Source organism: Dissulfurimicrobium hydrothermale, from assembly GCF_022026155.1.
Classification (GTDB): domain Bacteria; phylum Desulfobacterota; class Dissulfuribacteria; order Dissulfuribacterales; family Sh68; genus Dissulfurimicrobium; species Dissulfurimicrobium hydrothermale.
The window spans coordinates 1,756,158-1,778,695 of sequence record NZ_CP085041.1 but is presented as its reverse complement, the minus strand read 5'-3'; the positions used below and the strand labels follow the sequence as shown (position 1 = coordinate 1,778,695).

Genomic DNA, 22,538 nt, shown 5'->3' with positions numbered 1-22,538 from the left:
GGGTCTTGGGAAAGGGTTATGGGTCCTTAAAAGGGGATGTGGTCATGATAAGATATATAGATGAGATGGTGTTGAAGGATAAACGGGTGCTCATGCGGGTGGACTTCAATGTGCCGCTCGACGACTCCGGTGAAATAACCGACGACAGCCGTATAAGGGCAGCGCTGCCAGGTATCCGTTTCGCCCTTGAATCAGGGGCAAGGCTGATACTCTGTTCGCACCTTGGAAGACCTAAGGGCGAGAGGATAGAAAAGTACAGCCTCAGGCCGGTTGCAAAGAGGCTCGGCGGGCTTTTGGATATGGATGTGCCCCTTGCCCCTGACTGCATCGGCCCTGATGTCGAAAAGGCAGTGCAGGGGCTCAAGGACGGGGGTGTCCTGATGCTTGAAAACCTTAGATTCCACCCGGGTGAGACCAAAAATGACCCTGACTTTGCAAAGGCCCTTGCCGCCCTTGCCGATGTCTATATAAACGATGCATTTGCCGTGTCGCACAGGGCGCATGCGTCGGTTGCAGGGGTGACTGAATTTGTAACGTCCTGTGCGGCTGGGTTTTTGCTTAAAAAAGAGCTTGCCTATTTTAAAAAGGCGCTTGAAGAGCCGGTGCGGCCGCTTGTGGCCATCCTTGGCGGTGCCAAGGTGTCGAATAAGCTCGGCGCCATAGAGAATATCATCAAGAAGGTGGACAGGCTCATTATAGGCGGGGCCATGGCAAACACCTTTCTCCTCGCTATGGGTTTCAGGATAGGCTCGTCACTCATTGAGGCGTCCCTGGTTAAGACTGCAGGGGAGATTGTGAAACATGCAAGGGAGAAGGACGTCAAGTTCTATCTGCCCGTGGACTTTGTCATAGCCGAAGAGATGAAGAAAGATGCAGTCACAAAGATAGTCACCGCACAGGAGATACCCCCTGGCTGGATGGCCCTTGACATAGGCCCTGCCACTGTAAGGCTCTTCCGTGAGGCTGTTGATGACGCCAGGACCATCGTATGGAACGGCCCGATGGGCGCATTTGAGTTCGATTCCTTTGCGATGGGCACCATGTCGTTAGCCCGGGCCATAGGGGAGTGCCATGCGCTCAGTATAGTTGGCGGCGGCGATACAGATGCCGCCATCCACAAGGCCAAGGAAGAGGGCAATATCTCCTATATGTCCACCGGTGGTGGGGCCTTTCTGGAGCTGCTGGAGGGTAAGGAACTGCCAGGGATAGTGGCGTTGGAGGGGTGTGCAAGGTAATGGGTCATTTCAAGAGGATCCCAATTTTTGCTGCAAACTGGAAGATGAACAAGACTGCGGCGGAGACAAGGGACTTTTTTAGTGTATTTCTTCCTGCCATAGATGGGATTTTAGGGCGTGAGGTGGTTGTAGCGCCCCCGTTTACCGCCTTGGCCGCTGCATCTCAGATGATGCGGAGTGGCATCTCTGTTTCGCTTGCCTCCCAGAATATGTATTTTGAGAGGGAAGGGGCGTTTACTGGCGAGGTGTCCCCTGTGATGTTAAAGGAATTTGGGGTCAGATGGGTCATACTTGGACACTCGGAACGGAGGCATATCTTCGGCGAAGATGACAGGCTGATAGCTAGGAAGGTGCGGTCTGCCTTGGATGCAGGTCTTAAACCCATGCTTTGCATTGGTGAGAAGCTTGATGAGAGAGAGGCTGGTCTAACATTCGAAGTGCTTGACAGGCAGATCTCTTCGGCCTTGGCAGAGATCGACCAAGGTATGTTAGGCGAGATCGCCCTGGCCTATGAGCCGGTTTGGGCTATAGGTACAGGTAGGGCCGCTGCATTGGATCAGATTCAGGATGTGCATTCACATATCCGTTCATATCTGGGCCAAAATTTCAATTCAACTATTGCAGATGGTATCCGGATAATGTATGGTGGCTCAGTTAATTTGAAAAATGTCGAGGGGGTTGTCGCCATGCCTGATGTTGACGGGGTACTGGTAGGCGGCGCGTCGCTCGATCCCAAAAAATTCGCTGATATGGTTCGCTGTAAAATAGGGTGATGTTTGCATTTATAGTCGTTATACATGTGATTGTCTGTGCCTTGTTGGTGATTACCGTCTTGTTGCAGCAAGGCAAAGGTGCCGAGATGGGCGCTGTCTTTGGTTCAAGCGAGGCGGTTTTTGGCAGTGCAGGGCCAGCCAGTTTTTTGAGCAAGTTTACCACCGCGTTGGCGGTGGCGTTTATGCTTACATCGCTGGGCCTTACCTATATGTCTTCAAGGCGCGGGGCGGAGTCTGTTATGCAGAATGTAAAAATTACGCAGCCAGCTTCCCCTGCCGCACCGGAAACCAGCACCACCAAGACGACAGGGGGCAATAAAACAGCTCCTGCAGGGGTGCCTGGTGCAAAAACAAAAAAATGACCGTAATTTGATCTGATAGGCACGCGAGGCATTAGACGATTATTACAAGATTATAATCGCCGAAGTGGTGGAATTGGTAGACACACCATCTTGAGGGGGTGGCGGGGAGACCCGTGGGGGTTCGAGTCCCCCCTTCGGCACCATATGTGCATCCTGAGTCCAGATCCTACATTTACGCAGCCTCTATTAAGCTGAACTCGGGATGTCAGGAGCTGGAGGTGTCTTTGATATAGACATATAGACACCAAAGGGGAGATTGCTACATTAGCTTTTGACTACACATACCTAGCCCATCAGCGCTTCAGAGGGATGTTTCGCGGCAAGTCGGCTTTTTATCTTCGGTTTAGACGTTAGTCACAAAAATCTGTTATTATTAATAATGGCGATTGTGGGTCGATCTTAAGGCTGGACCCTGTGCTTTTTGAGTTTTCAGATACAAGATTGTCAAAAAGGCCATGGTCAAAATAAGCCGGATTTAACGTTATCAATAAAAAATTTGGAGAGGTGCGGGCTCGCTTTCGAGGTTCCAGACAGGGATTGCTGACCTGACAACGGCTCAGTTTTCGGGAAAAGGCTAAGATTATTTAGAGACAAGATCACTATACATTGCATCCATCTGTTTCAGAAATCCGTCGATCCCGAAGAGAAATGTGGCATCCTTTGATGCCGACGCTACATCAGCCCGCCAGCCCTGGTCTTTGTTCATTACGTCTTCCATGGCACTTAAAAGGGCTAGGTCGTCTTCAGGGGGCACAAGAAACGCATGGCCGTCCGCGCATAGCCTTTGTAGTATCTCTTCTATGCCGCCTATCCGGCTGGCGACGCATGGTAGGCCAGCTGCAAGGGCCTCTATGAGTGCACGGCCAAGCCCTTCCTGTCTGGATGGAAATACGAATCCATCGAGTGTTGCCAAAAAACAGGGGATATCGGCTATATGACCGAGAAAGGTCACATTGTCGGCTATGCCCAGCTTCTCAGCCTCCTGAACGAGCCAAGCGCGCAGCCTTCCGTCGCCTGCGATGGCCAGATGGCAGCCCTTTCTGCCTAGATTGCCTGCCGCAAAGGCCTTGAGCAGTATGTCATGGCCTTTTACCGGGGCAAGCCTCCCGATTGTGCCCCAGATCCACCCATCTTGGGGGAGGCCGAGGCGTGAGCGTGCTGTTTTTTGATCCGGTAGCGACACAAATCTCTCCAGATCGACACTGGTATAGATGGTTCTTATCTTTTTTTGGTCAATAAGATAGTTGTTTTTTTTGATATCATCGCTTACCGCAGCGGATACGCCTATTATTGCATCTACTCGCTGCATCAGTATCAAATTTTGAAGCTTTCTGCTTATCGATCTGCTTCGTCTTGTAGATAAGACATGAGATATAATCTTTATGTCTTTATTTGTAAACGCAGCAAGCACTGCATATACAGTTGGTTTGTGACGATATGCATGAACAATACCTATGTTCTTTTTAGCCAATATCTTTTTTAACTCAAAAATAATTTTTGGATTGAAATACCTGAGCTCTTGTCTTTTATACGGCAATCCAAAGACCTCATATCCCTTTTGGGCTAGCTCGGTATCCTTTGGCACAGGTCCGCGCAGATAACATATGATAGGCCTGAAGCGATCCGTATCAAGTCTCTCGATGAACCGATTAAAATATATGTCTTCACCTGTAAATACGCTTCTGAGATACAAGATGTTCGTCATCTATCTTCCTATGCGACTAAGTTTTGCATATGCAAGGTGCAGGGTCTTTTCTCCTGTTGCATCAAAGAAGACCTTGACCTTTTCATGCCCCATAATCTGTGTCACCCTGCCCGGGCCGAAGATGGGATGTCTAACCCTCTCGCCCGCCTTGAACATCCCTGGCTCGTCCATTGCTGCAGCTTCTGTCTCGACTGCAGCGGACGCTTGCGTATTATCATAGTCTCTTTGATATCCAGGTTGTCGGCACCGGGCACCGCCGCCGTCGGATCTATACGTGGCGTCATCTTTTGATTTTATTATCTCTATAAAGTTTGATGGTATCTCTTTCAGGAATCTCGACGGTTTGGCTGGCATAAGGCCTGAACCTGAGACAGTTATGAAGGCTGGATAGCAGAAATAGAGGTTATCTTTTGCCCGTGTTGATGCCACATAAAAGAGTCTGCGTTCCTCTTCGAGGAGATCTCCATCTCTTGCACCTGTCGTTGGGAATCGCCCTTCAGCCATGGATATGATGATGACCGTTTTCCACTCGAGACCTTTGGCCGAGTGTATGGTCGAGAGGCAGATGCGGTCGCGGTCACTGCTGCCTGCCTCGTCTTCTTCCGGTTGTTCAAGTACGAGGTCCGCAAGCATGGAGACGGCGTCTTCATAGCGGACGGCTATACCCCTCAGGTAATCGAGTTCCTGTAGACGTTTCGGATAGTCCTCTGGATGAATGCGTTCAAGGTGCGGCCTATACCAGTCTGTAAGCCTGGCTATTATATCTTGAAGGCCCAGCTGGGTATTTTGCAGTCCTTTTATCAATGCTCCAAGCCCTCTTACGGTATCCCCCCAGGCGGCTTTGGTCTCATACCCTGTCAGGCGTTCAATGGGATCGTCGCTCTTGACCATATCGGCGAATATTTTTTCCGCTCCCTTTTCACCCAGACGTTCAAACATGAATAAGACCCTATTTAGCGCGAGACGATCCAGCGGATTTATTAGCAGGCGCATGAGGCAGAGCAGGTCTTTTATGTGAGCCGCTTCAGCCATCAGCATCCCGCCTCGTTTTATAAACGGGATGGAGCGGTTTTTGAGCTCAGCCTCTATATGGAAGGAATGAAAACCAGCCCTGAAGAGCACCGCCGTCTCGGACGGCCGATGTCCACTTTTGATCAGCCTCGATATCTCTTCAGCGACAAACCGCGCCTGGTCTTGCTCGTCTCTTGCTATATAGAGTCTGGGCGGCCTGCCACCCGTCCTTTGCGCCAACAGCCGTTTTGCAAAACGTTCCTGCGCATTAGCGATGATAGCGTTTGTACAGTCCAGATTGGGCTGGGTGCTCCTGTAGTTCCTCTCCAGTTTTATTATCTTTGTACCTGGAAAGACCTTTGGGAAATCAAGGATATTTTTGAAGTTCGCCCCCCTGAAGGAGTAGATGGACTGTGCGTCGTCTCCGACCGCCATTACATTGTCGTGACCAGTCGCCATCAGGCGGATGATCTCCGCCTGGATGGTGTTTGTGTCTTGATATTCGTCCACCATGATATATTGGAATCTATCGCCTATAGCCTCTCTTACGCTTAAGTCTGTCTTGAGGACATCCCTCCAGACGATGAGGAGGTCGTCATAGTCCATGAGGGCATGGACCTTTTTATATTCGTTATATACTGATACGAGCCTTTTCATTCCATCAAGTTCAGGCAGAAGATGCGGCATCTCCTTTTCAAACAGGCCGTCTATGCCTAGGTCTCTGTTCGCAGCCTTGCTTACAATGGAGGCAAGGGCGGCCTTGCCAGGAAAGTGTTTGCCTGGGCCTGCAAGTCCAAGTTCTTTTGCCAGGAATTGCAGCAGGTCTTGGGCATCCAATCGGTCAAGAATAGTGAAGGTCTTGGGGTAGCCTGCAACATGGGCATACCTCCTCAGCATACTGTTTGCAAAGCCATGGAATGTGCCGCCGGCTACCTGTTCACACCTTTGTCCTATGAGTTCCGACGCCCTTGACAGCATGGTGGATGCCGCCTTTTTCGTGAAGGTTAGGAGCAATATCCTGAACGGCTCGATCCCGGATCGTACGAGGTTTGCCACCCTGAATACAAGGGTCCGCGTCTTGCCGCTTCCGGCCCCTGCTATAACCAACACCGGACCTTTCAGTGTCATGGCGGCTTCGAGTTGTTCCGGATTGAGATTTTCTGATAACTTTGGAAAAGTCATAAGGTTGACCTACGGCGAGTGACGTTCAGACCGGACAGGCATCCCCTGTTGCCGATTGTTCAGTTTTTTGGTCTTGCGGCGAGTTGCCCTGCAGCGGGAGTATGAAGTAGAAGTTATTGCCCAAGGGAGTTGGTTCATAGCCAACCACACCATCATGCACTTCTATTATTTTTTTTATAAAGTGCAGTCCATGACCTGTTCCTGGTTTGTTCCCGACATTTTTACCCCTCATGCCTTCATTAAATATCCTTCTTGCATCTTCCTGATCAAGATGAGGCCCTGTAGTGAATACGTTGAATTTTATTCCATGTCTGCCTTTCCCAAAGAAGTCTTTTATGATTTCACGTCCATAGGCCATGAATTTTACTGGCTGTCCGAATTCGTTAGGTACCTCTTCGCAATATTTTTCGGCATTGGAAAAAAGATTTGCATAGACCTGAGAGATAAGGCCTATGTCAACAGCCAGGGGTATCTCCTCGTCAGGTATGCCGCCTAGGTGTTCATCTATGCGTATACCTCTGCGTTCAAGCCTTGCCCTGTATCGGTCCAGTTGAGGCTCGATAATCTCTTTTCTGAAGTTGCATGGCTTGCGCCTCAATACAAAAGCACCTTTTTCAAAGTGTTCTCTCCGAAGTAGACTTTCCAAAAAGAGGCTGGTATTTTGATAGTGTTTTTCGATTTCATTGTATTGCTTTATAAGTTCTGCATGGATATTGATTGCATCAAGACGTAGCTTTTCGATCTCTTTGACTTGTTTACAATTTTTACATTCAGGACTTTCGATCTTTTCGCTCCATGTTTTGTATATTTCTTCCATCTCTGAGAGTCTTTTGCGGAAGTTATTAAGAAAGACCTTGTAGAGCATATTTGGTGTAATTACATTGTGCTCAATATCGGCGATCAGGGTATTTATGAATTTTAGGTGTTTTTCATTCTGAATGGTTATCATCTTGTGATGGAGGTTATAGCCTATCCTATTTGCATATTTCTCAAAGAATAGCTTGTCTTTTTCTCCGAAATATGATAGCGGGAAGACCTCAAACATCCCTATCACCTCATCTGCCTTGGCCGGAGGTTTGGCAGCCAGCCATCTGAGATTGCCCTTTATAGGACTTACGAATGAGTCACCGGCTTCATAAGATGAATCGCTTATCCTGATCTCTGGCGGAGGCTCCATGCCGCATACGGACAATCCTGTCAATGAGTCGCAGGCCATTTGGAGACGCTTGGTCTCGGCGTCTACCAAGTAAAGGCAGCAGTCGAAATCAAAAAATTCCTTTGGGACAAAGACACAGATTCTATAGAAGTTGTCCAGAGTCTCATATTCCTGGGCGAGATCGAAAAATGCCATTATAGCCCTGTCCTGGAGTATGCTAAATGCATAGTTTTCGTAGTCGTCGTATTTTTGACGGATTCTGGCCAGGACTGATGAAAACTCAGGTGGATCTGTAGGACAATATATATTCATCTTTGCATTTCTTTCAGATTATTAAAAAAAATTATACCAGAAAGTCTTGGATTATAGAAAGATCGTTTGTCATTTTAAAAATATGATTTTATCACCTTTAGTCAACAATCGAAGTGGTCTTTAGGGGTGCGCGCCCTTTGCTTTTTTAGTTCTGATATCAGGATCGAACGATCCATTTCAGGTCTTATGCCAAAGCGTGTAAGGACAAAATCATATCTTGCCGGATCAGAAGGATTTATCTTTTTAAATTTATTTGTAATTTCAACGGCTGTTTTGAGATCGGCCTGATTTCTGATGGTAAATCCAAGATGTTTGGCGATCTTGAACATATGGGTGTCGACAGGGACTAACAACATCGAAGGCTGGATCCCATGCCAACCGCCTGGATCCACTTGATCGCACCTGACCATCCATCTTAAAAAGAGGAATGGTCTTTTGCACGCGCTTCCCATCGCTGGATCGGGCAACAGATACATGGACTTTACGCCGGATGCGGCGCAGATGCCCCTTATGAATTTGGAAAGGGCAGGGGAGATGGTATCATCCAAGGGATTGATGAAGGACATGAGATATCTTTCCAGAGAGCCGTTGTCCTCGATTACCTTTTTGACGCCGAAGAGGAGTGCGGCAATCTCTTGCCCGCCTGTAAAGCGGTGCCTGAAGCCGTCAAACATGTCAAAGAGTTCGGAGCGGCTGAGTTTTAAAAGGGATTTGTGAAGGTCGCCTAATTTGTTAAGGACTATTGAGACGCTCTTCAATATCTGTCCAACCCTCCCATAGGCAAGTGATGATGCGATCAGCCCTGCGATCTCCCTGTCCATGGGTTCGGGATAGTTATAGAGAAATTCGAGTGGATCGGGGTGAACCAGCTCCCTCCTGTTAAATCTGGTGTAAAGATCCTCAAGCCTTTCCTTTAGGGCGGTTGGGTCCATGGAGACCTTTGAGAAATTAACCTGCAAAATAGGACTCTATAGCCGCAACCAGACAGTCAAGGGTTGAGCGGCTCGGCTCTATCTCCACACTAAATCCCAGATCGCGCGCAGTTTTTGAAGTAATGGGCCCAATACACGCGACAGCTGCTCTTTTAAGCAGGGTGTCTCCCAGCTCGGTTGGCACAATATCAAGGAAGTTTTTGACCGTTGAAGAGCTTGTAAAGACGACGACATCTATATCGCTATCTTTCAATTCTTCAATGACCTTTAGGTCCGCTTCAGGCGCAATGGTTTTGTATAAGACAGCCACATCGACATCGGCGCCGAGGGCCTTAAGGCCTTCTGGCAGCACGTCTCTTGCCTTTTCGGCCCTTGGAATGAGCACCCGCCTGCCTTTTATATCCAGGCCCTTGAATGCCTCCACAAGGCCCTCTGCCTTGAAGTCTTGTTGCGGCATCAGGTCTGTCTTTAGGTGCATAGATGCTAGGTATCCTGTTGTTCCGGGTCCTACGGCCGCGATCTTTATGTCGGACAGCGCCCTTAGATCAAGGCCCAGGGAAAAAAGGCGTTTGAAAAAGAATTGGACCGCATTCTCACTGGAAAATACCACCCAGTCAAAAGATGAAAGGCGGGAGATAGCTTCGTCCAGCACGGCATGGTCGTCATGTTCTATGGTTGCAATAGTTGGGAGTTCTATTGTATAGGCCCCTTTTTCCTCAAGCATGGCGCAGAGTGTGCTTGCCTGTTCCCTTGCGCGTGTTATAAGTATCTTTTTCCCGAGCAGTGGTCTTGATTCAAACCAATTGATCTCGTCTTTGAGTTTTACTACATCCCCGATTACGATTATAGAAGGGGGTTTGATGCCGGCATCTTTTACCTTTCCGACGATATCTTTGAGTGTGCCGATGACGGACCTGTGGAGCGGCGTCGTGCCCCAATTTATGACAGCGGCTGGCGTGTCAGGGGGGCGTCCATATTTGATCAGCTCTTTTACTATTTCAGGAAGATTCGTCATGCCCATCAAGAAGACAAGGGTGCCTACGCCCTTTGCAAGCCCTTCCCAGTCCACATCTGCTTCCTCTGCATCCAGTTTTCTATGGCCTGTTATAAAGGCAACGGATGCGGTGTAGGCCCGGTGGGTAAGCGGGATGCCTGCATATGCAGGGACGGCTATGGCGGATGTCACGCCTGGCACCACCTCAAATGGTATGCCAGCCTGGGCAAGTGCCTGAGCCTCTTCGGCCCCCCGCCCGAAGATGAACGGGTCCCCTCCTTTGAGGCGGCAGACCGTCTTTCCTTCAAACGCCTTATGAACTATAAGCCTGTTTATTTCTTCCTGCGATACGGCATGAAGCCCTATCCTCTTCCCTACATATATGCGTTCCGCATCAGGCGGTGCAAATGACATGAGCCTTGGGCTTGCCAAGCGGTCATAGATGATTACATCGGCGTTTTCGATGATCTTTTTGCCCTTTATAGTCAAAAGACCAGGGTCTCCTGGCCCTGCGCCCACAAGATATACCTTCCCAGGCCTCTTTATTTTCCCTGGTTGCACCGATCTGTCATCTTGCATATGTCTCCCTTAATATCTCCGCCCCACCTGCGGCAAGCATTTCTCCGCCAAGAGTATATCCAAGCCATTCGGCCTCATCTCTGCCGGCCTCTTTTGTCATTTTGATGATTCTTTTCCCAGCCTCGTCACCTATCAGGCCGTGGAGGATAATGCCCGCGCCGCCTATTTCTGCGAATGCACCTATTGGCACCTGGCAGCCGCCCTCAAGCCTTGCCAGAAATGAGCGTTCAGCCTTTATGCATATGGCCGTTTCCTCGTGATGTATGCAGTTTAGGATATCGCGTATCCTTGCATCGTCGCCCCTAAATTCCAGGCCGAGGGCCCCTTGCCCTACGGCAGGAAACATGACCTCGGGATGCATGTAATGGGTTATCTTCTTTTCAAGGCCAAGTCTTTTAAGGCCGGCAGATGCAAGAACAATGGCGTCGAACTCCCCTTCAGCCAGTTTTCTGAGTCTTGTGTCCAGGTTACCCCTCAGGGAGACGATATTCAAATCAGGTCTTATCGCCCTCAGCTGGGCCATACGCCTGAGGCTGCTCGTGCCCACCTTCGCACCTTCCGGAAGCCTGTCGATGGGCAGACCGGTCTTCGAGATAAAGGCGTCACGTATGTCTTCCCTCTTCGGAAAGATGCTGACTTCAAGGCCGTTGGGCAGCTCAGCAGGCACATCTTTGAGGCTGTGCACAGCGAAATCTATCTTTTTTTCAAAAAGGGCCTCTTCTATCTCCTTGACAAACAGCCCCTTGCCTCCCACCCGTGAAAGGGGCACATCTAGTATCTTGTCACCCTTGGTCGTTATCTTAACAAGTTCTATTGTGACATCGGGCCTTAAGGCCTCGATCCTGTTTTTAACCCATGTGCTTTGCGTAAGCGCAAGCACGCTCTTCCTTGTCCCAAGCCTTAATGTCAATCTGTTCAAGGTCAACCCCCGCACGAACCGCAGTTTGAACTGCTGCAACCGCTGCAGCCGCCCTGGGCCTTTTTGCCTGTGCCTGTGAATTTATATCCAGATTTAATCGCACAGACTGACATCTTTTTTTGGATTTTGTCATCCCCGCACTTAGGGCACGCGGTTTTGCCCTTTGAACCTATGACAAGGGCCTCGAACTCATTGCCACAAGCTGAGCAGACAAATTCATAGATGGGCATATCTAAATCTCCTTTCAAATCGGTTAGTTATTTTTCTGACTCGTCAAGGACCGCCAGGCCGCCGGAGACAGTCGCCCAACGGGGCACAATAATTCCATTTCTTTTCCTTTCATCGAAAGACTTAGGCCTCGGAAACCCATGCCTTTAGGTATTAGGCGATTGACTCTTGGTTCATCCATGGCGCTTGCCGCCGAACATTTCCTGTTCGACGATATCGCACAAAAGGTGGCCTATAAATATGTGCACCTCTTGTATCCGCGGGGTATCTGAAGACGAAACCGTGATGACGAGGTCGGCGTGGGCAGGCATCTTCCCACCGCCTTTTCCTGTAAAGGCCACTGTCTTTGCCCCTTTGATCCTGGCTGTATCCATAGCGAAGATGATATTTTGGGAGTTGCCGCTCGTGCTGATGCCGATCACCACATCTTTTGGTGATGCCAGGGCCTCTATCTGTTTGGAAAAGACATAATTGAAGCCATAGTCGTTTGAGATAGATGTAATCACCGACGTGTCAGTGGTGAGGGCGATGGCTGGGAGCGGGTTTCTTTCAAGACGGAAGCGGTTTATGAACTCCGCCGCGATGTGTTGGGAGTCCGCTGCGCTTCCACCGTTTCCGCAGAGCAGAAGTTTTCCGCCGTTTTCAAATGCGGACGAGACCCATCCCCCGAGCTCAATAAGTTTTGGCGAATTCACGATTACCGTCTCGGAAATGGCCTTTATAAGGTCATCCAGCGCCCTGTTAATCAGCAATTGTTGGTCCCTTGAGTCATATCCTGTCATTTGAAACCTATTTATTTAAAGATTAAAGATCTACTTAAATCTAAGTATTATAACAAAATTTCCTATGGGCGGTAGAGATATGGTAGATTTGAGACATCATCACCCCTTGCAACGCATCCGCCGAGTTCCTGCGCCTCATTGAGGGCACTTGGATGTTTGTTTATGGCGCCCTTGGTATCTATGCCGCGGTACAGCAGTGCACCTTCAAAGTCTGCATCTATCGCATCAAAGAAATAGCGAACGGTCCTTGTAACGCCGTCGAAGAGAAGTTTTCCTTTGGTGGCGCCGAGCGATATGAATATACCCTTTCTACGTCTGCCGCCGTATGGCCCACGCTTTAAGAGGTATTTGCCAGCCCAGCAGGCCTGCGATCTCTCGATCAAGGCCTGGGTCCTGGATGTTATGTTGTAGAAAAATATGGGCGATGCCAAGATCACCCAGTCTGCAGTGGCGATCTTTTGATAGATCGGGGTCATGTCGTCCTTGATGATGCATATCCCTGTCTCGTTACAGCCCCCGCATTCAATGCAAGGTGACATCTTGAGCGTGTTAAGATCCACTTTTTCGCAATCCACACCGGCCTCCTTGGCCCCGAAGATTAGCCTGTCGAGGATGGTGTTTGTATTTCCGTCGCGTCTCGGCGACCCCATGACAGCGAGTATCTTTTTCATAATATGTCCTTCTCCTTCGTGTTTCCGGCATCAGTACCCAAAAGACCTTAGGCGGACGACAGTGGCACGGCCGTCTTTACCTGAAACCAGGGGGCGTATGTGAAGATAGATTCTATAACCCGGTCTGCAGGGCGGCAAGGGTTTGGGTGTTTTTTGTTACCTTTCGAATACGGCCATTACCTCTACATGCGATGTATGCGGAAACATGTCCATGACCCTTATGCCTTTGAGATGGTAGCCGCCTGTATGGACGAGCACTGCTGAATCCCTTGCAAGCGTTGCCGGGTTGCACGAGACATATACGATTCTCCATGGTCTTGTTTTGGAGAGGTGCTTTATCGCTTCCGGCGCACCTGATCGCGGAGGATCGATTAGGACCTTGTCAGGTATTTCATTTGCCCAATGGGCGCATGAAGGATCACTTGAGAGATCAGCCGCGTAAAAGACGGCATTTTTTATATTGTTTCGCATTGCGTTCCTGTCGGCCCCCAAGGCCATGGCCAAGTTTCCTTCGACGCCTATAACACGGCCTGCAGTTCGGGCGATCGGGAGGCTGAAGTTTCCGAGGCCGCAAAAGAGATCAAGTACGGTTTCTAGGTGTGTGGGTGCAAGGGCATTGACGGCCTCCGAGACCATAAGTCTGTTCAGCGCCCCATTTATTTGGATGAAGTCGCCGGGTTTGAAAGATATCTCTACGTCAAATTCTGGCAGGCGGTAAGAAAGGGTGTTTTCAGTCTCAGGCCAGAGGGGCGTAACGGTATCGGGACCGCCTGGCTGTAGATGGATGTGGACACAGTGGGTTTTGCCAAAGTTCTTCAATGCCTCGATGTCTTCATCCTCAAGGTCTTCGAGGCAGCGGAATATCAGGGCGGCCGCCTCGTCCCCGGCCGAGACCTCGATCTGTGGTATGGTCTTGAACGCCCTGAGGCCTGATATGAGCGTCTTGAGCCCTGCTATGAGGTCCCCTATCCTGGGATCGAGCACTGCGCAGGAATCTATGTCGGCGATGAGGCCGCTTTGTTTTTCTCTGAAACCCACGAGGACCCTTGTCTTTTTTTTAACGTATCTTACACCCAGACGGGCGGATCGCCTGTAGCCCCATATCGGACCGACGAGAGGAGGAAGGATCTCAGCTGGTTCGGTGCCGCCGAAGTGCCTTAGATTTTCAATGAGGGCCTGTTCTTTTATACGGATTTGCATATCATGCGTTATGTGCTGGAGACTGCACCCGCCACAAAGTCCGAAGTGTGGACACCCCGGCTTGACCCTGTCGGGAGAAGGATTTAAGACCTCAACCACCTGCGCCTCGTCAAGGCCCGCCTTTCTTTTTTTGTATCTGAACCTTACCCGCTCCGAGGGAAGCGCCCCTTCTACAAAAACGATCTTTCCGTCTATATGTGCAATCCCGCGGCCGTCATGAGAGAGTGATTCGATGTCGGCTTCTCCTAAAATTTCCTGGCCTTGCCTGCGTTTTCCCCTTCTTGGCATGGTCTTGCAGAGGTCTCCTATCGAGATTCTATTTTTTCAAGGGGCGATAATATGCTATAAATAGATCCTTGGAAAGGCTAAAAGAGGTTTCCTGTTTCCAGCGCTGTTTACCTGTAGGCCGATAATATGCTATAATTAAATAAAAATTAATTCCTGAGGGTTTGATGAAAGAGATCAAGGACTTCTATTTCAGAAGGGCTAAAAAAGAAGGCTACCAGGCCCGCTCTGTTTATAAACTTAAGGAAGTCCAAGAGAAATACGGTTTTCTTACGTCCGGGCAGATGGTTGTTGACCTTGGCGCAAGCCCAGGTTCCTGGACCAAATATGCCGCGCAAGTAATAGGGGAAAGGGGCCGCATTGTGGCGATTGATCTCGATTCGCCTTTAACTCTCCCTGCTAATGCGATTTTTTTGAAGACAGACGCCTTTGATGTCGAGATATCAGATCTCAGGAAGATTGCACCTGCGTTTGATGTTGTATTAAGCGATATGGCCCCAAGGACTAGCGGGGTCAAGGATATGGATCATTTGAGGTCAATATCTCTTGCCGAAAGGGCGCTTGATTTGGCACTTGGGGTCTTAAATACAGGTGGGGCCTTTTTCTGTAAGGTCTTTCAAGGACGGGATTTTCCTGGTTTTTTTGAGGGATGTAGGCGACATTTCAGATCGGCTAAGGTGATAAAGCCCAGGAGTTCTAGACCTGAAAGCGTAGAGGTCTTTGTGCTCTGTATGGGATTCAGGGCTGATCATGAAGATAGATCAACAGAATCAATATCAGATATACGAATATAACTACGAGCCGAATTCTCGTGGCAATGATCGTTCTGGCAAGGGCGAGATAGGTTTCGATCGCAAGGCCGTTGGTGACCGCGTGCGGCAACAGGATGTCGAGCGGGTGGTTCAGCAGTTGAAAATGACTGAACAGAAGGTGATTGCCCATGAGATGGCACACAAAGTGGTCGGCGGTAACTATGCTGGGGCCGTAAGTTATGAATATCGAGTCGGGCCTGACGGGAGGCTGTATATTGTCGGCGGAGAGGTGCCTATTGATGTCTCAGACGGCATTTCGCCGGAAGATACGGTTAGGAAGATGGAACAGGTAAGGATGGCTGCACTTGCACCGATTGATCCATCGCCGCAGGATTACAGGGTGGCCCAAGAGGCCTTGATGAAAGAGGCGGCTGCAAGACAGGAAATTATAAAGGCCGAGATGGAGAACAAGGCCATGAAATATAAAAAGAATAACGCCGGGACCAATGGAGGGGATTCAAGGGCCGGTTTGTCGCTTTATGTCTGAATTTTTAAAGGAGGAATTAATGCCTGTTTTTGAGACGGATCTTAGGGGTATAAGGCTCATTAGCCGTGGTAAGGTGAGAGACATTTATGAAGTTGGCGGCGATATCCTGATTGTGGCTACAGATCGTTTGTCGGCCTTTGACGTTGTCCTTCCAACCCCTATCCCGGATAAGGGTAAGGTACTTACAAGGATGTCCCTCTTCTGGTTTGATTTTTTAAAGGAAAGGGTGCCGAATCACCTTCTGACCGCAGATGTATCAAGGTATCCAGATGTCTTGAGGCCTTATGAATACCAGCTCAAGGATCGGAGTATGTTTGTAAAGAAGGCCTCACCCCTGCCGGTCGAGTGTATCGTAAGGGGATATCTGTCAGGGTCAGGTTGGAGTGACTACAAGAAGATTGGCGCTGTCTGCGGGATACGACTACCTAGAGGGCTTGTAGAGTCGCAGGCCCTGCCTGAGCCGATTTTTACGCCCTCCACAAAGGCTGCTGTTGGTAGCCATGACGAGAACATCTCCTTTGAGAAAATGATTGAGCTTGTCGGCAAAGACCTTGCACAGACAATCCGGAATACAGCTCTGGATATTTATTCTGCAGCCTCTGTATATGCAAGGGAAAGAGGGGTTATCATAGCTGACACCAAGTTTGAATTCGGCTTGGTTGACGGGGTCTTGATCTTGATCGATGAGGTCCTGACACCTGACTCGTCCCGTTTTTGGCCGGTCGATTCCTATAGACCTGGCGGTCCTCAGCCTAGTTTTGACAAGCAATTTGTGCGGGATTACCTGGAATCCATTGGCTGGGACAAAAAGCCGCCCGGTCCTGCACTTCCATCCGAGATAGTTGAAAAGACAAGGGCTAGATACCTTGAGGCGCTGAAGAGACTTACCGGCCATGGGCTTGAACAGAAGGAATGACAGATCGGTCCGGGTCGTTTTTGGTCTGTTTATTCTTACGCTGGTCTTGTTCTGTTGCGTATTTCAAACGTCGGATTCATTTGCCCAAGGCGTTTATGAAGTCACAGCCAGGGTAAGGTATGTCATCGACGGCGACACGATAGTCCTAGATAATGGCGAACATGTGCGCTATAAAGGTGTGAACGCGCCAGAGATTAGGCATGATGACATGGAGGCCGAGCCGTTCGGATATGAGGCATTGAGGCGCAACAGGGATCTCGTGCAGGGGAAGACAGTTAGGCTTGTCATAGATAGGGCCGAAGAGAGAGACAGGCACCAAAGGCTTATTGCTCAGATCTTTCTTCCCGACGGGAGATGCGTGCAGGATGTATTGGTCTCGGAAGGTCTCGCAACCGTATGCGCTTATGATCATTTGGTCCGTCCGGACCATGGGCTTTTGAATCTCCAGGTGAGGGCCATAGGCGCAAAGAGGGGGATGTGGTCGGTGCCGCCGGCAAGGCCCGAGCATTATTATATCGGAAATAGGGCCTCGATGCGGTTTCATAGGCCGTCCTGCCCATATGGAAGACAGACGTCAAAATTGCATACAATGATATTTTATTCTCGCGAGGAGGCCTTCAAGGCAGGATATTGCCCATGTCGGAGGTGTCTGCCATGAAGGAAATGATCACAAGGGGGCACACTAGATGCACGATACGGATGCAACAATCCTCAAAAAAACCATCGGTGTTGTGCGGGATCAGAGATTTTTGGAACATATACCTGGTCTCGGTCATATAGAGTCACCTGAGCGCCTGAAGGCCGTCTATGAAAGACTTGACAAAGGTGACGCAAAAGGTCTCTATCAGACCATTGCCCCAAGGATGGCCATAAAGGACGAACTGGCCTGGAACCACAATAAGGGATATATCGAGCGCATCGAAGAGACACAGTTTCACAATTTTACACAACTCGATCCAGACACAATAACAAGTAATGGTTCATGGCAGGCGGCATGCCTTGCCGTCGGCGGGGTCTTCAGCCTTCTTGATGCGATTTTCAGCGGCAAGTTCTCTAGCGGCCTTGCCCTGGTGCGTCCACCTGGTCATCATGCGGAGAGGGGTAAGGCCATGGGTTTTTGTCTCTTCAACAATGTAGCCCTCGGTGCCCATTATGCCAGGAAGGTCTTGGGGCTGAAGAGGGTGCTTATAGTCGATTGGGATCTGCATCACGGAAACGGTACGCAAGACAGTTTTTATCACGACCCCAACATACTTTATTTTTCCAGCCATCAGTATCCATGCTATCCTGGAAGCGGTGCAGTGGATCAGATAGGCATGGGAGATGGATTGGGCTTTACGGTAAATTGTCCACTCAGACCCGGGGCAGGTGATATGGAATATGCTGCAGTCTTCAGGAGGCTGTTTCTACCGATAGCTAGGGCCTTTGCACCGGAGCTCGTGCTGGTTTCGGCTGGTTTTGATATCTATAAAGACGACCCGCTCGGCGGCATGGAGGTTACGTTTAAGGGTTTTGCCTATCTCGCCAGACTTCTGATTGCCATTGCCGAAGAGACTGCTGAAGGACGTATACTTTTTTGTCTTGAGGGGGGTTATAATCACTATGGCCTGGCCGAAGGGGTCTATGCGGTGCTAAGGGAATGTACATGCGACAGTATACTCTTGCCAGAGGAGGTATATGCCTTCGATACCTGTGGCCCTGGGCCAAGGGCCATAGACGAGGCAATTGAAAAACTCGAGGCGTTTTGGCCGGTTTTTCCTCATTAGCCTCAGATATTGCCTTTAAATCCCGGTTTGATTCGTGTACCTTCTTTGATATTCATGCCTTTTGGTATCTGCGCATTCGCGCCGATCACGGTAATGGCCTCAGCCCCCCCGATCTTTGAGTCCCTGCTTATGGTCGTATTTATGTCGATGATTGCATGGTCGATTACGGCCCCTTGATCGACATGGGTGTCAAAAAATAGTATTGAATCAGTAATCTGGGCACCTTCTTCAATCTTGACGCCGGGGAAGAGGATCGAATTCCTGACGCACCCATTTATCTTTACCCCATTATAGAATCTAGAATTTTCGCACAATCCATTCGGACCGATGATGGCAGGCCCCCTGTCCCTTATGGCTTCGTGGTCTAGATTCGTCCGCACCTGCCAATTGTCGAGGTCTATTTTGGGCGTATTCCCTAGAAGGGCCATGTTGGTATTCCAGTATTCTTTTATTGTGCGACTGTAGCCCCAGAATCCGCTAAATTTATAGGCATATACCTTGAACCTGCCTATCATCGAAGGTATGATATCCTTTCCAAATTCATGTGATTCCATTCCGGCATTTTCATTCAAAATCCTTTCAAGGACCTTGATCTTGAAGATGTATATAGTGAGGGACGCCCAGTTTGAGATAGGAGAGGACGGTTTTTCCGCATATTCGGTAATATATCCGCCCCTTGGGTCATCGTGTCTGAAACAGGCCAGACCGAATCTCGACGCCTCGACCTTTTCAACGTTTACAAATGCAGCGGTTACGTCGGCATCCATGTCTATATGGAAGTCCAGCATGGCCCGATAGTCCATTTTATAGACGTGGTCGCCTGAGAGGACCATGACAAGATCCGGGTTGTGTGAGCTGATGAAGTCAAGATTTTGGTATACTGCGTCGGCGGTTCCCTTGTACCAGTCGGAGGCATTGAGACCGTGAAAGGGCGGCAGTAGATTTATTCCACGGTTCCTGCCGGTCATGTCCCAGGCTGAGCCTGTACCAATGTGTTCGATAAGGGAGGAGGAGCGGTACTGGCTCAGTATCCCGACCCGCTCTATCCCTGAGTGCATGAGATTGCTCAATGGAAAGTCGATTATCCTATAAAGTCCTCCAAAAGGCAGTGTTGATTTCGGTCTGAAGTAGGTGAGGACATCAAGTTCTCCCACCCTTCCACCAGCAAGTACCATTGCGACGACTTTCGGCGTCATCAATACCTCCATTAGGTGATTATTGGGTTTCAATTAGTTCAAGTGCTTTAGCACCAGTCTTTGCAGTGTAGAGGTCGTAAACTTCATAGCCATGGTTTCCGTCAGATTTTTCAGTGGGATTTCGGCCCTGGCCTTTTCTTTGTGTCCGCCTGCCGAGCCTATAGCGCCGAATACCCTGGCCGCAAGTTTCCCGGCGTCTTTCTTATAGCCGTCACATCTAAATATCACTATCAATTTGTCGCCGTACACCCCTGAGACGATGACCCATCCTATATCATGTACGTGGGTGAGGAAGTCTGCCACAACCACAAGCATATCGGGGTTAGTCACCTTTTCGATATGTGAATAGATACGCTGTTTGCTTACCTTCATATTTTCAAAGGCCAATTTCAGATATTTAAGCTCAGACCGCCTTATGTCGGAGGTCTCTATCTTGTTTAACAGCTGCTGGTTTATTCCTTTGAAGAGGTGTTGAAAGCACAGTATGTCAGACTGTGTGGCCTTTTTGGTGAAATTCTGGGTATCTGATTTGATGCCGTAAAAGAGTGCGGTGGCGAGGGCTACGGATGGTTTTATCTTGGCCGTCTTGAGGTATTCGAATATCATGGTGGAGGTGGCCCCGTATTCTGGCCTTATGTCGATAAACTGGGCGGTCCATCCCTCAGTGAGAGGATGGTGATCTATTACTGCATGGTATGAGATGACGGCTAGGTCAGGGTTGTGTGGCGGCTGCGAGTCAAGTAGGACGAATTTTGTAAAGGCCTCTTTCTTGACGGATCGCAGCCGCTGCATCGGTATCTTCAGCAGATCCTTCATCGCGATGTTGTTCACCCGCATGATCTCGTTCTGATGGGCAATCGAGACCTCTTCGACCCTCCTGGCAAGGAGCCTTTTTATTGCGAATGCACTTGCCATGGCGTCAGGGTCTGCTACGATTATTAACAAGACCTTGTCATCCTTTTTGAAAGACTGGAGTAGGATGCGGAGCCGCTCCTTGTTTGAGAGTCTTTTTATGCAGCGGGTCATTTGGCCCGGGGATTGAGATTCGGGACAGACCTCCTCTTCCTTTCCGCTTGTATTTTGGATGGATAGGTTTTGTTTATTTGTGTTTGACGGCATTATGAATTTATTTAATAATATTTAAATTCAGATTCATGCCGGACAGAGTCTCCGGCCATTACAGCCGCTGATTGTCGGTTGACAACCGTCAAGTGCGGAATATCTTTAGATTTTTAAAATGTTATAGTTAAATGAATTATAAAAGGGATCTTGCCTCTAACTTAGTAAGGAAAAAGAAAAAAATCAAGCTGTACCACTGGTTGTGGTTGGGGCTCGTGTTCAAGGCATGTGTTGATATATTTGGATTTTGGCGCAACAGGCGTTAATTGAAATTAAAAAAGGGGAGGGATGTTATGTCACTAAAGGCCTATATCTTAATAAATACGCAGATAGGAAAGACTGCTGAGGTTGCGAAGCGACTCTCAGAGATGCCTGAGGTTATACGTCTGGATGTAATCATGGGACCTTATGACATCATCGCTGAGCTTGAGACCGAGAATCATGATACCTTGTCATATGTAGTTATGCACAAATTGCAAACGCTTGACGCCATAAGGCATACTATGACATGTCCTGTGGTAAGGCTTAATGAGGCCGTATAATTTATCGCTAGTTTTTTATCGCTAGTTTTTTGGCCTTGGCAAGGGATATTATGATCTCAACTTCTCCTGGGGCAAGGCCGGTGATATCCGCGATCTCGGGTAGTCCTTTACCGATCTTCCAAAGGGCTATCACCTGATTATGCAGGCCGTTTTTATCGATCGGTTTGCCACTTGTAGGCGTATTCCTTGAATCTTTAGGGGTTTCTTTACTATTAAGGACGCAGGCAAGCGAATTTGATAGCGCTTCGTTTTTCTTGAGTGCATCTTCGATGCCCCTTGATAATTCTTCACCTTTTTTCAATATGTTGATGATCCGCTCCACCTTTTGCACATCCAGCATTTTAAGCTTGCGGTACATGAAAAAGATTATGCAAAGGAGCGCTAGATCAAGGAGTATCTGACCAATGGCAAGCATGCCTTTGTAATCTAAAATTATCATCATTTAACTGACAGGTGAACCGGATAGCTTTACGTCTTCGACCTTTAGCGGGGCTAATTCAGTATTTATGCGCTCAACGATCGTCTTTTGGTATGGATCCAGGATGTCTCCACGAAAGCCGTTGGTTATGTCTATCCCTTTGAGCTCTCTGTATATGATGTCCCTTATCCAGACCTCTTTCTGCATAAGCTCGTCCATTGTCTTTTTGTCTTTGACTGATAGTTCGGCCTGTAGATTGAAAAATACCATTTGTCCGTTTTGTTGGGCCGGGATCAGGAACGAGGCAAGGGTTACGGTTAGAGGTTTCATTGGGGATAGCGGTCTCCCTGCCTGTCCGGCTGGGCCGCCTTCAACATTTTCGTGTGACACTGCGCTCCTTTTTGTATTTTCGCCACCCAACGCCGCCGTTGTCGTTCCTTTACTCTGTGAGGTCGGGTGTGCGATAAACGGAGCCTCGGCGTTACCACCTGTCATTTTCCATATTGTCGCTGTGCCGATGGCTATCAGAACCGACGAAAATGCAGCCATGCCCCATAATAGCCACTTATTCTGCGTCCCAATATCGATCTTTTTTATTCCTTCATCATCTGTGGTCTCGCCATCTTTTTTGTCCGGTCCGATTGTTGCAGGCCCTTCAATGCTATGTACAAAGCCCTTGGCTTCGAGCCCGGGTTCAATGACCTCCTCAGTCGGTTCTTCAAGTAAGGTTTTGCCGTCCGCCTCAGGTTCAATGATCTGTTCGGTCTTTTTCTCGTCTTGTTCGATTAGTTCAGAGGCGAATTCCTCAAAGAGCGGGATATTTTCAACTCCGCTTCCGGGATCCCAAAGCTCATCATCAACATTTGATCCTTCCAGCTGGTTGTCAGGAGGTATTTCTTTTTCGTCCGGCGGTTGAGATATGTGAGTCTCTCTTTTTTCTTCGTCCATAATACCTT

The 22,538-nt window shown here is 49.0% G+C and carries 23 protein-coding genes and 1 tRNA gene; 10 read left to right on the top strand and 14 right to left on the bottom strand.

Annotated features, from left to right (window positions below; translation table 11 throughout):
* The first annotated feature begins 44 nt into the window (after positions 1-44).
* From LGS26_RS08505 to LGS26_RS08490, 4 genes are all read left to right on the top strand, one after another.
* Entirely contained in the window at positions 45-1,235 is a 1,191-nt protein-coding gene (locus LGS26_RS08505) for a phosphoglycerate kinase (RefSeq protein ID WP_237888450.1), read from the top strand.
* Positions 1,235-2,008, top strand: coding sequence for a triose-phosphate isomerase (tpiA, locus tag LGS26_RS08500; protein ID WP_237888449.1), 774 nt, complete (start codon positions 1,235-1,237; stop codon positions 2,006-2,008). Before LGS26_RS08505 ends, tpiA begins: the two co-directional genes overlap by 1 nt.
* Positions 2,008-2,370, top strand: coding sequence for a preprotein translocase subunit SecG (secG, locus tag LGS26_RS08495; RefSeq protein ID WP_237888448.1), 363 nt, complete (start codon positions 2,008-2,010; stop codon positions 2,368-2,370). The genes tpiA and secG overlap by 1 nt, the downstream gene beginning before the upstream one ends.
* 58 nt (positions 2,371-2,428) lie before the next feature.
* Positions 2,429-2,513, top strand: a tRNA-Leu gene (locus LGS26_RS08490).
* A gap of 437 nt (positions 2,514-2,950) precedes the next feature.
* Here the strand turns inward: LGS26_RS08490 and LGS26_RS08485 are convergent.
* The 10 genes from LGS26_RS08485 to rlmD all read right to left on the bottom strand — a co-directional run bounded on the left by LGS26_RS08485 (position 2,951) and on the right by rlmD (position 14,329).
* Positions 2,951-4,075 carry a glycosyltransferase gene (locus LGS26_RS08485; protein ID WP_237888447.1) on the bottom strand — a complete coding sequence of 375 codons (1,125 nt, stop codon included), beginning with the start codon at positions 4,073-4,075 and terminating at the stop codon, positions 2,951-2,953.
* Positions 4,076-6,268 carry an ATP-dependent helicase gene (locus LGS26_RS08480; protein WP_237888446.1) on the bottom strand — a complete coding sequence of 731 codons (2,193 nt, stop codon included), beginning with the start codon at positions 6,266-6,268 and terminating at the stop codon, positions 4,076-4,078. It lies immediately after the preceding gene.
* Positions 6,269-6,293: 25 nt separating this feature from the next.
* Complete coding sequence (locus LGS26_RS08475; protein WP_237888445.1) at positions 6,294-7,736, bottom strand: sensor histidine kinase; 1,443 nt, start codon at positions 7,734-7,736, stop codon at positions 6,294-6,296.
* A gap of 101 nt (positions 7,737-7,837) precedes the next feature.
* Positions 7,838-8,668 (bottom strand): TIGR02757 family protein, encoded by an 831-nt coding sequence (locus LGS26_RS08470; RefSeq protein ID WP_237888444.1) that lies wholly within the window; start codon positions 8,666-8,668, stop codon positions 7,838-7,840.
* A gap of 16 nt (positions 8,669-8,684) precedes the next feature.
* Entirely contained in the window at positions 8,685-10,241 is a 1,557-nt protein-coding gene (gene cobA, locus LGS26_RS08465) for a uroporphyrinogen-III C-methyltransferase (RefSeq protein ID WP_237888443.1), read from the bottom strand.
* Positions 10,231-11,166 (bottom strand): hydroxymethylbilane synthase, encoded by a 936-nt coding sequence (gene hemC, locus LGS26_RS08460; RefSeq protein ID WP_237889923.1) that lies wholly within the window; start codon positions 11,164-11,166, stop codon positions 10,231-10,233. The genes cobA and hemC overlap by 11 nt, the downstream gene beginning before the upstream one ends.
* Positions 11,163-11,390: an FmdB family zinc ribbon protein gene (locus tag LGS26_RS08455; protein WP_237888442.1), complete on the bottom strand. Its 228-nt coding sequence runs from the start codon at positions 11,388-11,390 to the stop codon at positions 11,163-11,165. The genes hemC and LGS26_RS08455 overlap by 4 nt, the downstream gene beginning before the upstream one ends.
* A 171-nt stretch (positions 11,391-11,561) precedes the next feature.
* On the bottom strand, positions 11,562-12,170 hold the full coding sequence (locus tag LGS26_RS08450) for a D-sedoheptulose-7-phosphate isomerase (RefSeq protein WP_237888441.1): 609 nt from the start codon (positions 12,168-12,170) through the stop codon (positions 11,562-11,564).
* Between the two features lie 62 nt (positions 12,171-12,232).
* Positions 12,233-12,841, bottom strand: coding sequence for a flavodoxin family protein (locus LGS26_RS08445; RefSeq protein WP_237888440.1), 609 nt, complete (start codon positions 12,839-12,841; stop codon positions 12,233-12,235).
* A gap of 156 nt (positions 12,842-12,997) precedes the next feature.
* The gene (gene rlmD / locus LGS26_RS08440) at positions 12,998-14,329 is read right to left on the bottom strand and encodes a 23S rRNA (uracil(1939)-C(5))-methyltransferase RlmD (RefSeq protein ID WP_237888439.1); all 1,332 of its coding nucleotides are present in this window, start codon (positions 14,327-14,329) and stop codon (positions 12,998-13,000) included.
* A 164-nt stretch (positions 14,330-14,493) separates the two neighbouring features.
* Here rlmD and LGS26_RS08435 point away from each other — a divergent pair, with 164 nt between their 5' ends.
* Genes LGS26_RS08435 through LGS26_RS08415 form a run of 5 tightly spaced genes read left to right on the top strand, consistent with a single transcriptional unit; the run spans position 14,494 to position 18,307 of the window.
* A complete protein-coding gene (locus LGS26_RS08435; protein ID WP_237888438.1) occupies positions 14,494-15,120 on the top strand; it encodes an RlmE family RNA methyltransferase in 627 nt (208 codons plus the stop codon).
* On the top strand, positions 15,077-15,625 hold the full coding sequence (locus tag LGS26_RS08430) for a putative metalloprotease CJM1_0395 family protein (protein ID WP_237888437.1): 549 nt from the start codon (positions 15,077-15,079) through the stop codon (positions 15,623-15,625). Before LGS26_RS08435 ends, LGS26_RS08430 begins: the two co-directional genes overlap by 44 nt.
* Positions 15,626-15,644: 19 nt before the next feature.
* Positions 15,645-16,541 (top strand): phosphoribosylaminoimidazolesuccinocarboxamide synthase, encoded by an 897-nt coding sequence (locus LGS26_RS08425; RefSeq protein WP_237888436.1) that lies wholly within the window; start codon positions 15,645-15,647, stop codon positions 16,539-16,541.
* Positions 16,519-17,199: a thermonuclease family protein gene (locus tag LGS26_RS08420; protein ID WP_237888435.1), complete on the top strand. Its 681-nt coding sequence runs from the start codon at positions 16,519-16,521 to the stop codon at positions 17,197-17,199. The genes LGS26_RS08425 and LGS26_RS08420 overlap by 23 nt, the downstream gene beginning before the upstream one ends.
* Before the next feature lie 28 nt (positions 17,200-17,227).
* Positions 17,228-18,307 carry a histone deacetylase family protein gene (locus LGS26_RS08415; protein WP_237888434.1) on the top strand — a complete coding sequence of 360 codons (1,080 nt, stop codon included), beginning with the start codon at positions 17,228-17,230 and terminating at the stop codon, positions 18,305-18,307.
* A gap of 2 nt (positions 18,308-18,309) precedes the next feature.
* Here LGS26_RS08415 and LGS26_RS08410 read toward each other — a convergent pair whose 3' ends face one another.
* Both LGS26_RS08410 and LGS26_RS08405 read right to left on the bottom strand, forming a co-directional pair.
* Complete coding sequence (locus LGS26_RS08410; RefSeq protein WP_237888433.1) at positions 18,310-19,503, bottom strand: glucose-1-phosphate adenylyltransferase family protein; 1,194 nt, start codon at positions 19,501-19,503, stop codon at positions 18,310-18,312.
* Between the two features lie 33 nt (positions 19,504-19,536).
* Positions 19,537-20,622 (bottom strand): DHH family phosphoesterase, encoded by a 1,086-nt coding sequence (locus LGS26_RS08405; protein ID WP_237888432.1) that lies wholly within the window; start codon positions 20,620-20,622, stop codon positions 19,537-19,539.
* A 293-nt stretch (positions 20,623-20,915) separates the two neighbouring features.
* Here LGS26_RS08405 and LGS26_RS08400 point away from each other — a divergent pair, with 293 nt between their 5' ends.
* Positions 20,916-21,164 carry an Lrp/AsnC ligand binding domain-containing protein gene (locus tag LGS26_RS08400; RefSeq protein ID WP_237888431.1) on the top strand — a complete coding sequence of 83 codons (249 nt, stop codon included), beginning with the start codon at positions 20,916-20,918 and terminating at the stop codon, positions 21,162-21,164.
* A 7-nt stretch (positions 21,165-21,171) separates the two neighbouring features.
* On the opposite strand, the gene LGS26_RS08395 is transcribed toward LGS26_RS08400, so the two are convergent.
* Together LGS26_RS08395 and LGS26_RS08390 are read right to left on the bottom strand one after the other, a co-directional pair.
* Positions 21,172-21,606, bottom strand: coding sequence for a hypothetical protein (locus LGS26_RS08395; RefSeq protein ID WP_237888430.1), 435 nt, complete (start codon positions 21,604-21,606; stop codon positions 21,172-21,174).
* Entirely contained in the window at positions 21,607-22,530 is a 924-nt protein-coding gene (locus tag LGS26_RS08390) for a flagellar basal body-associated FliL family protein (protein WP_237888429.1), read from the bottom strand.
* Between the last annotated feature and the right edge of the window lie 8 nt (positions 22,531-22,538).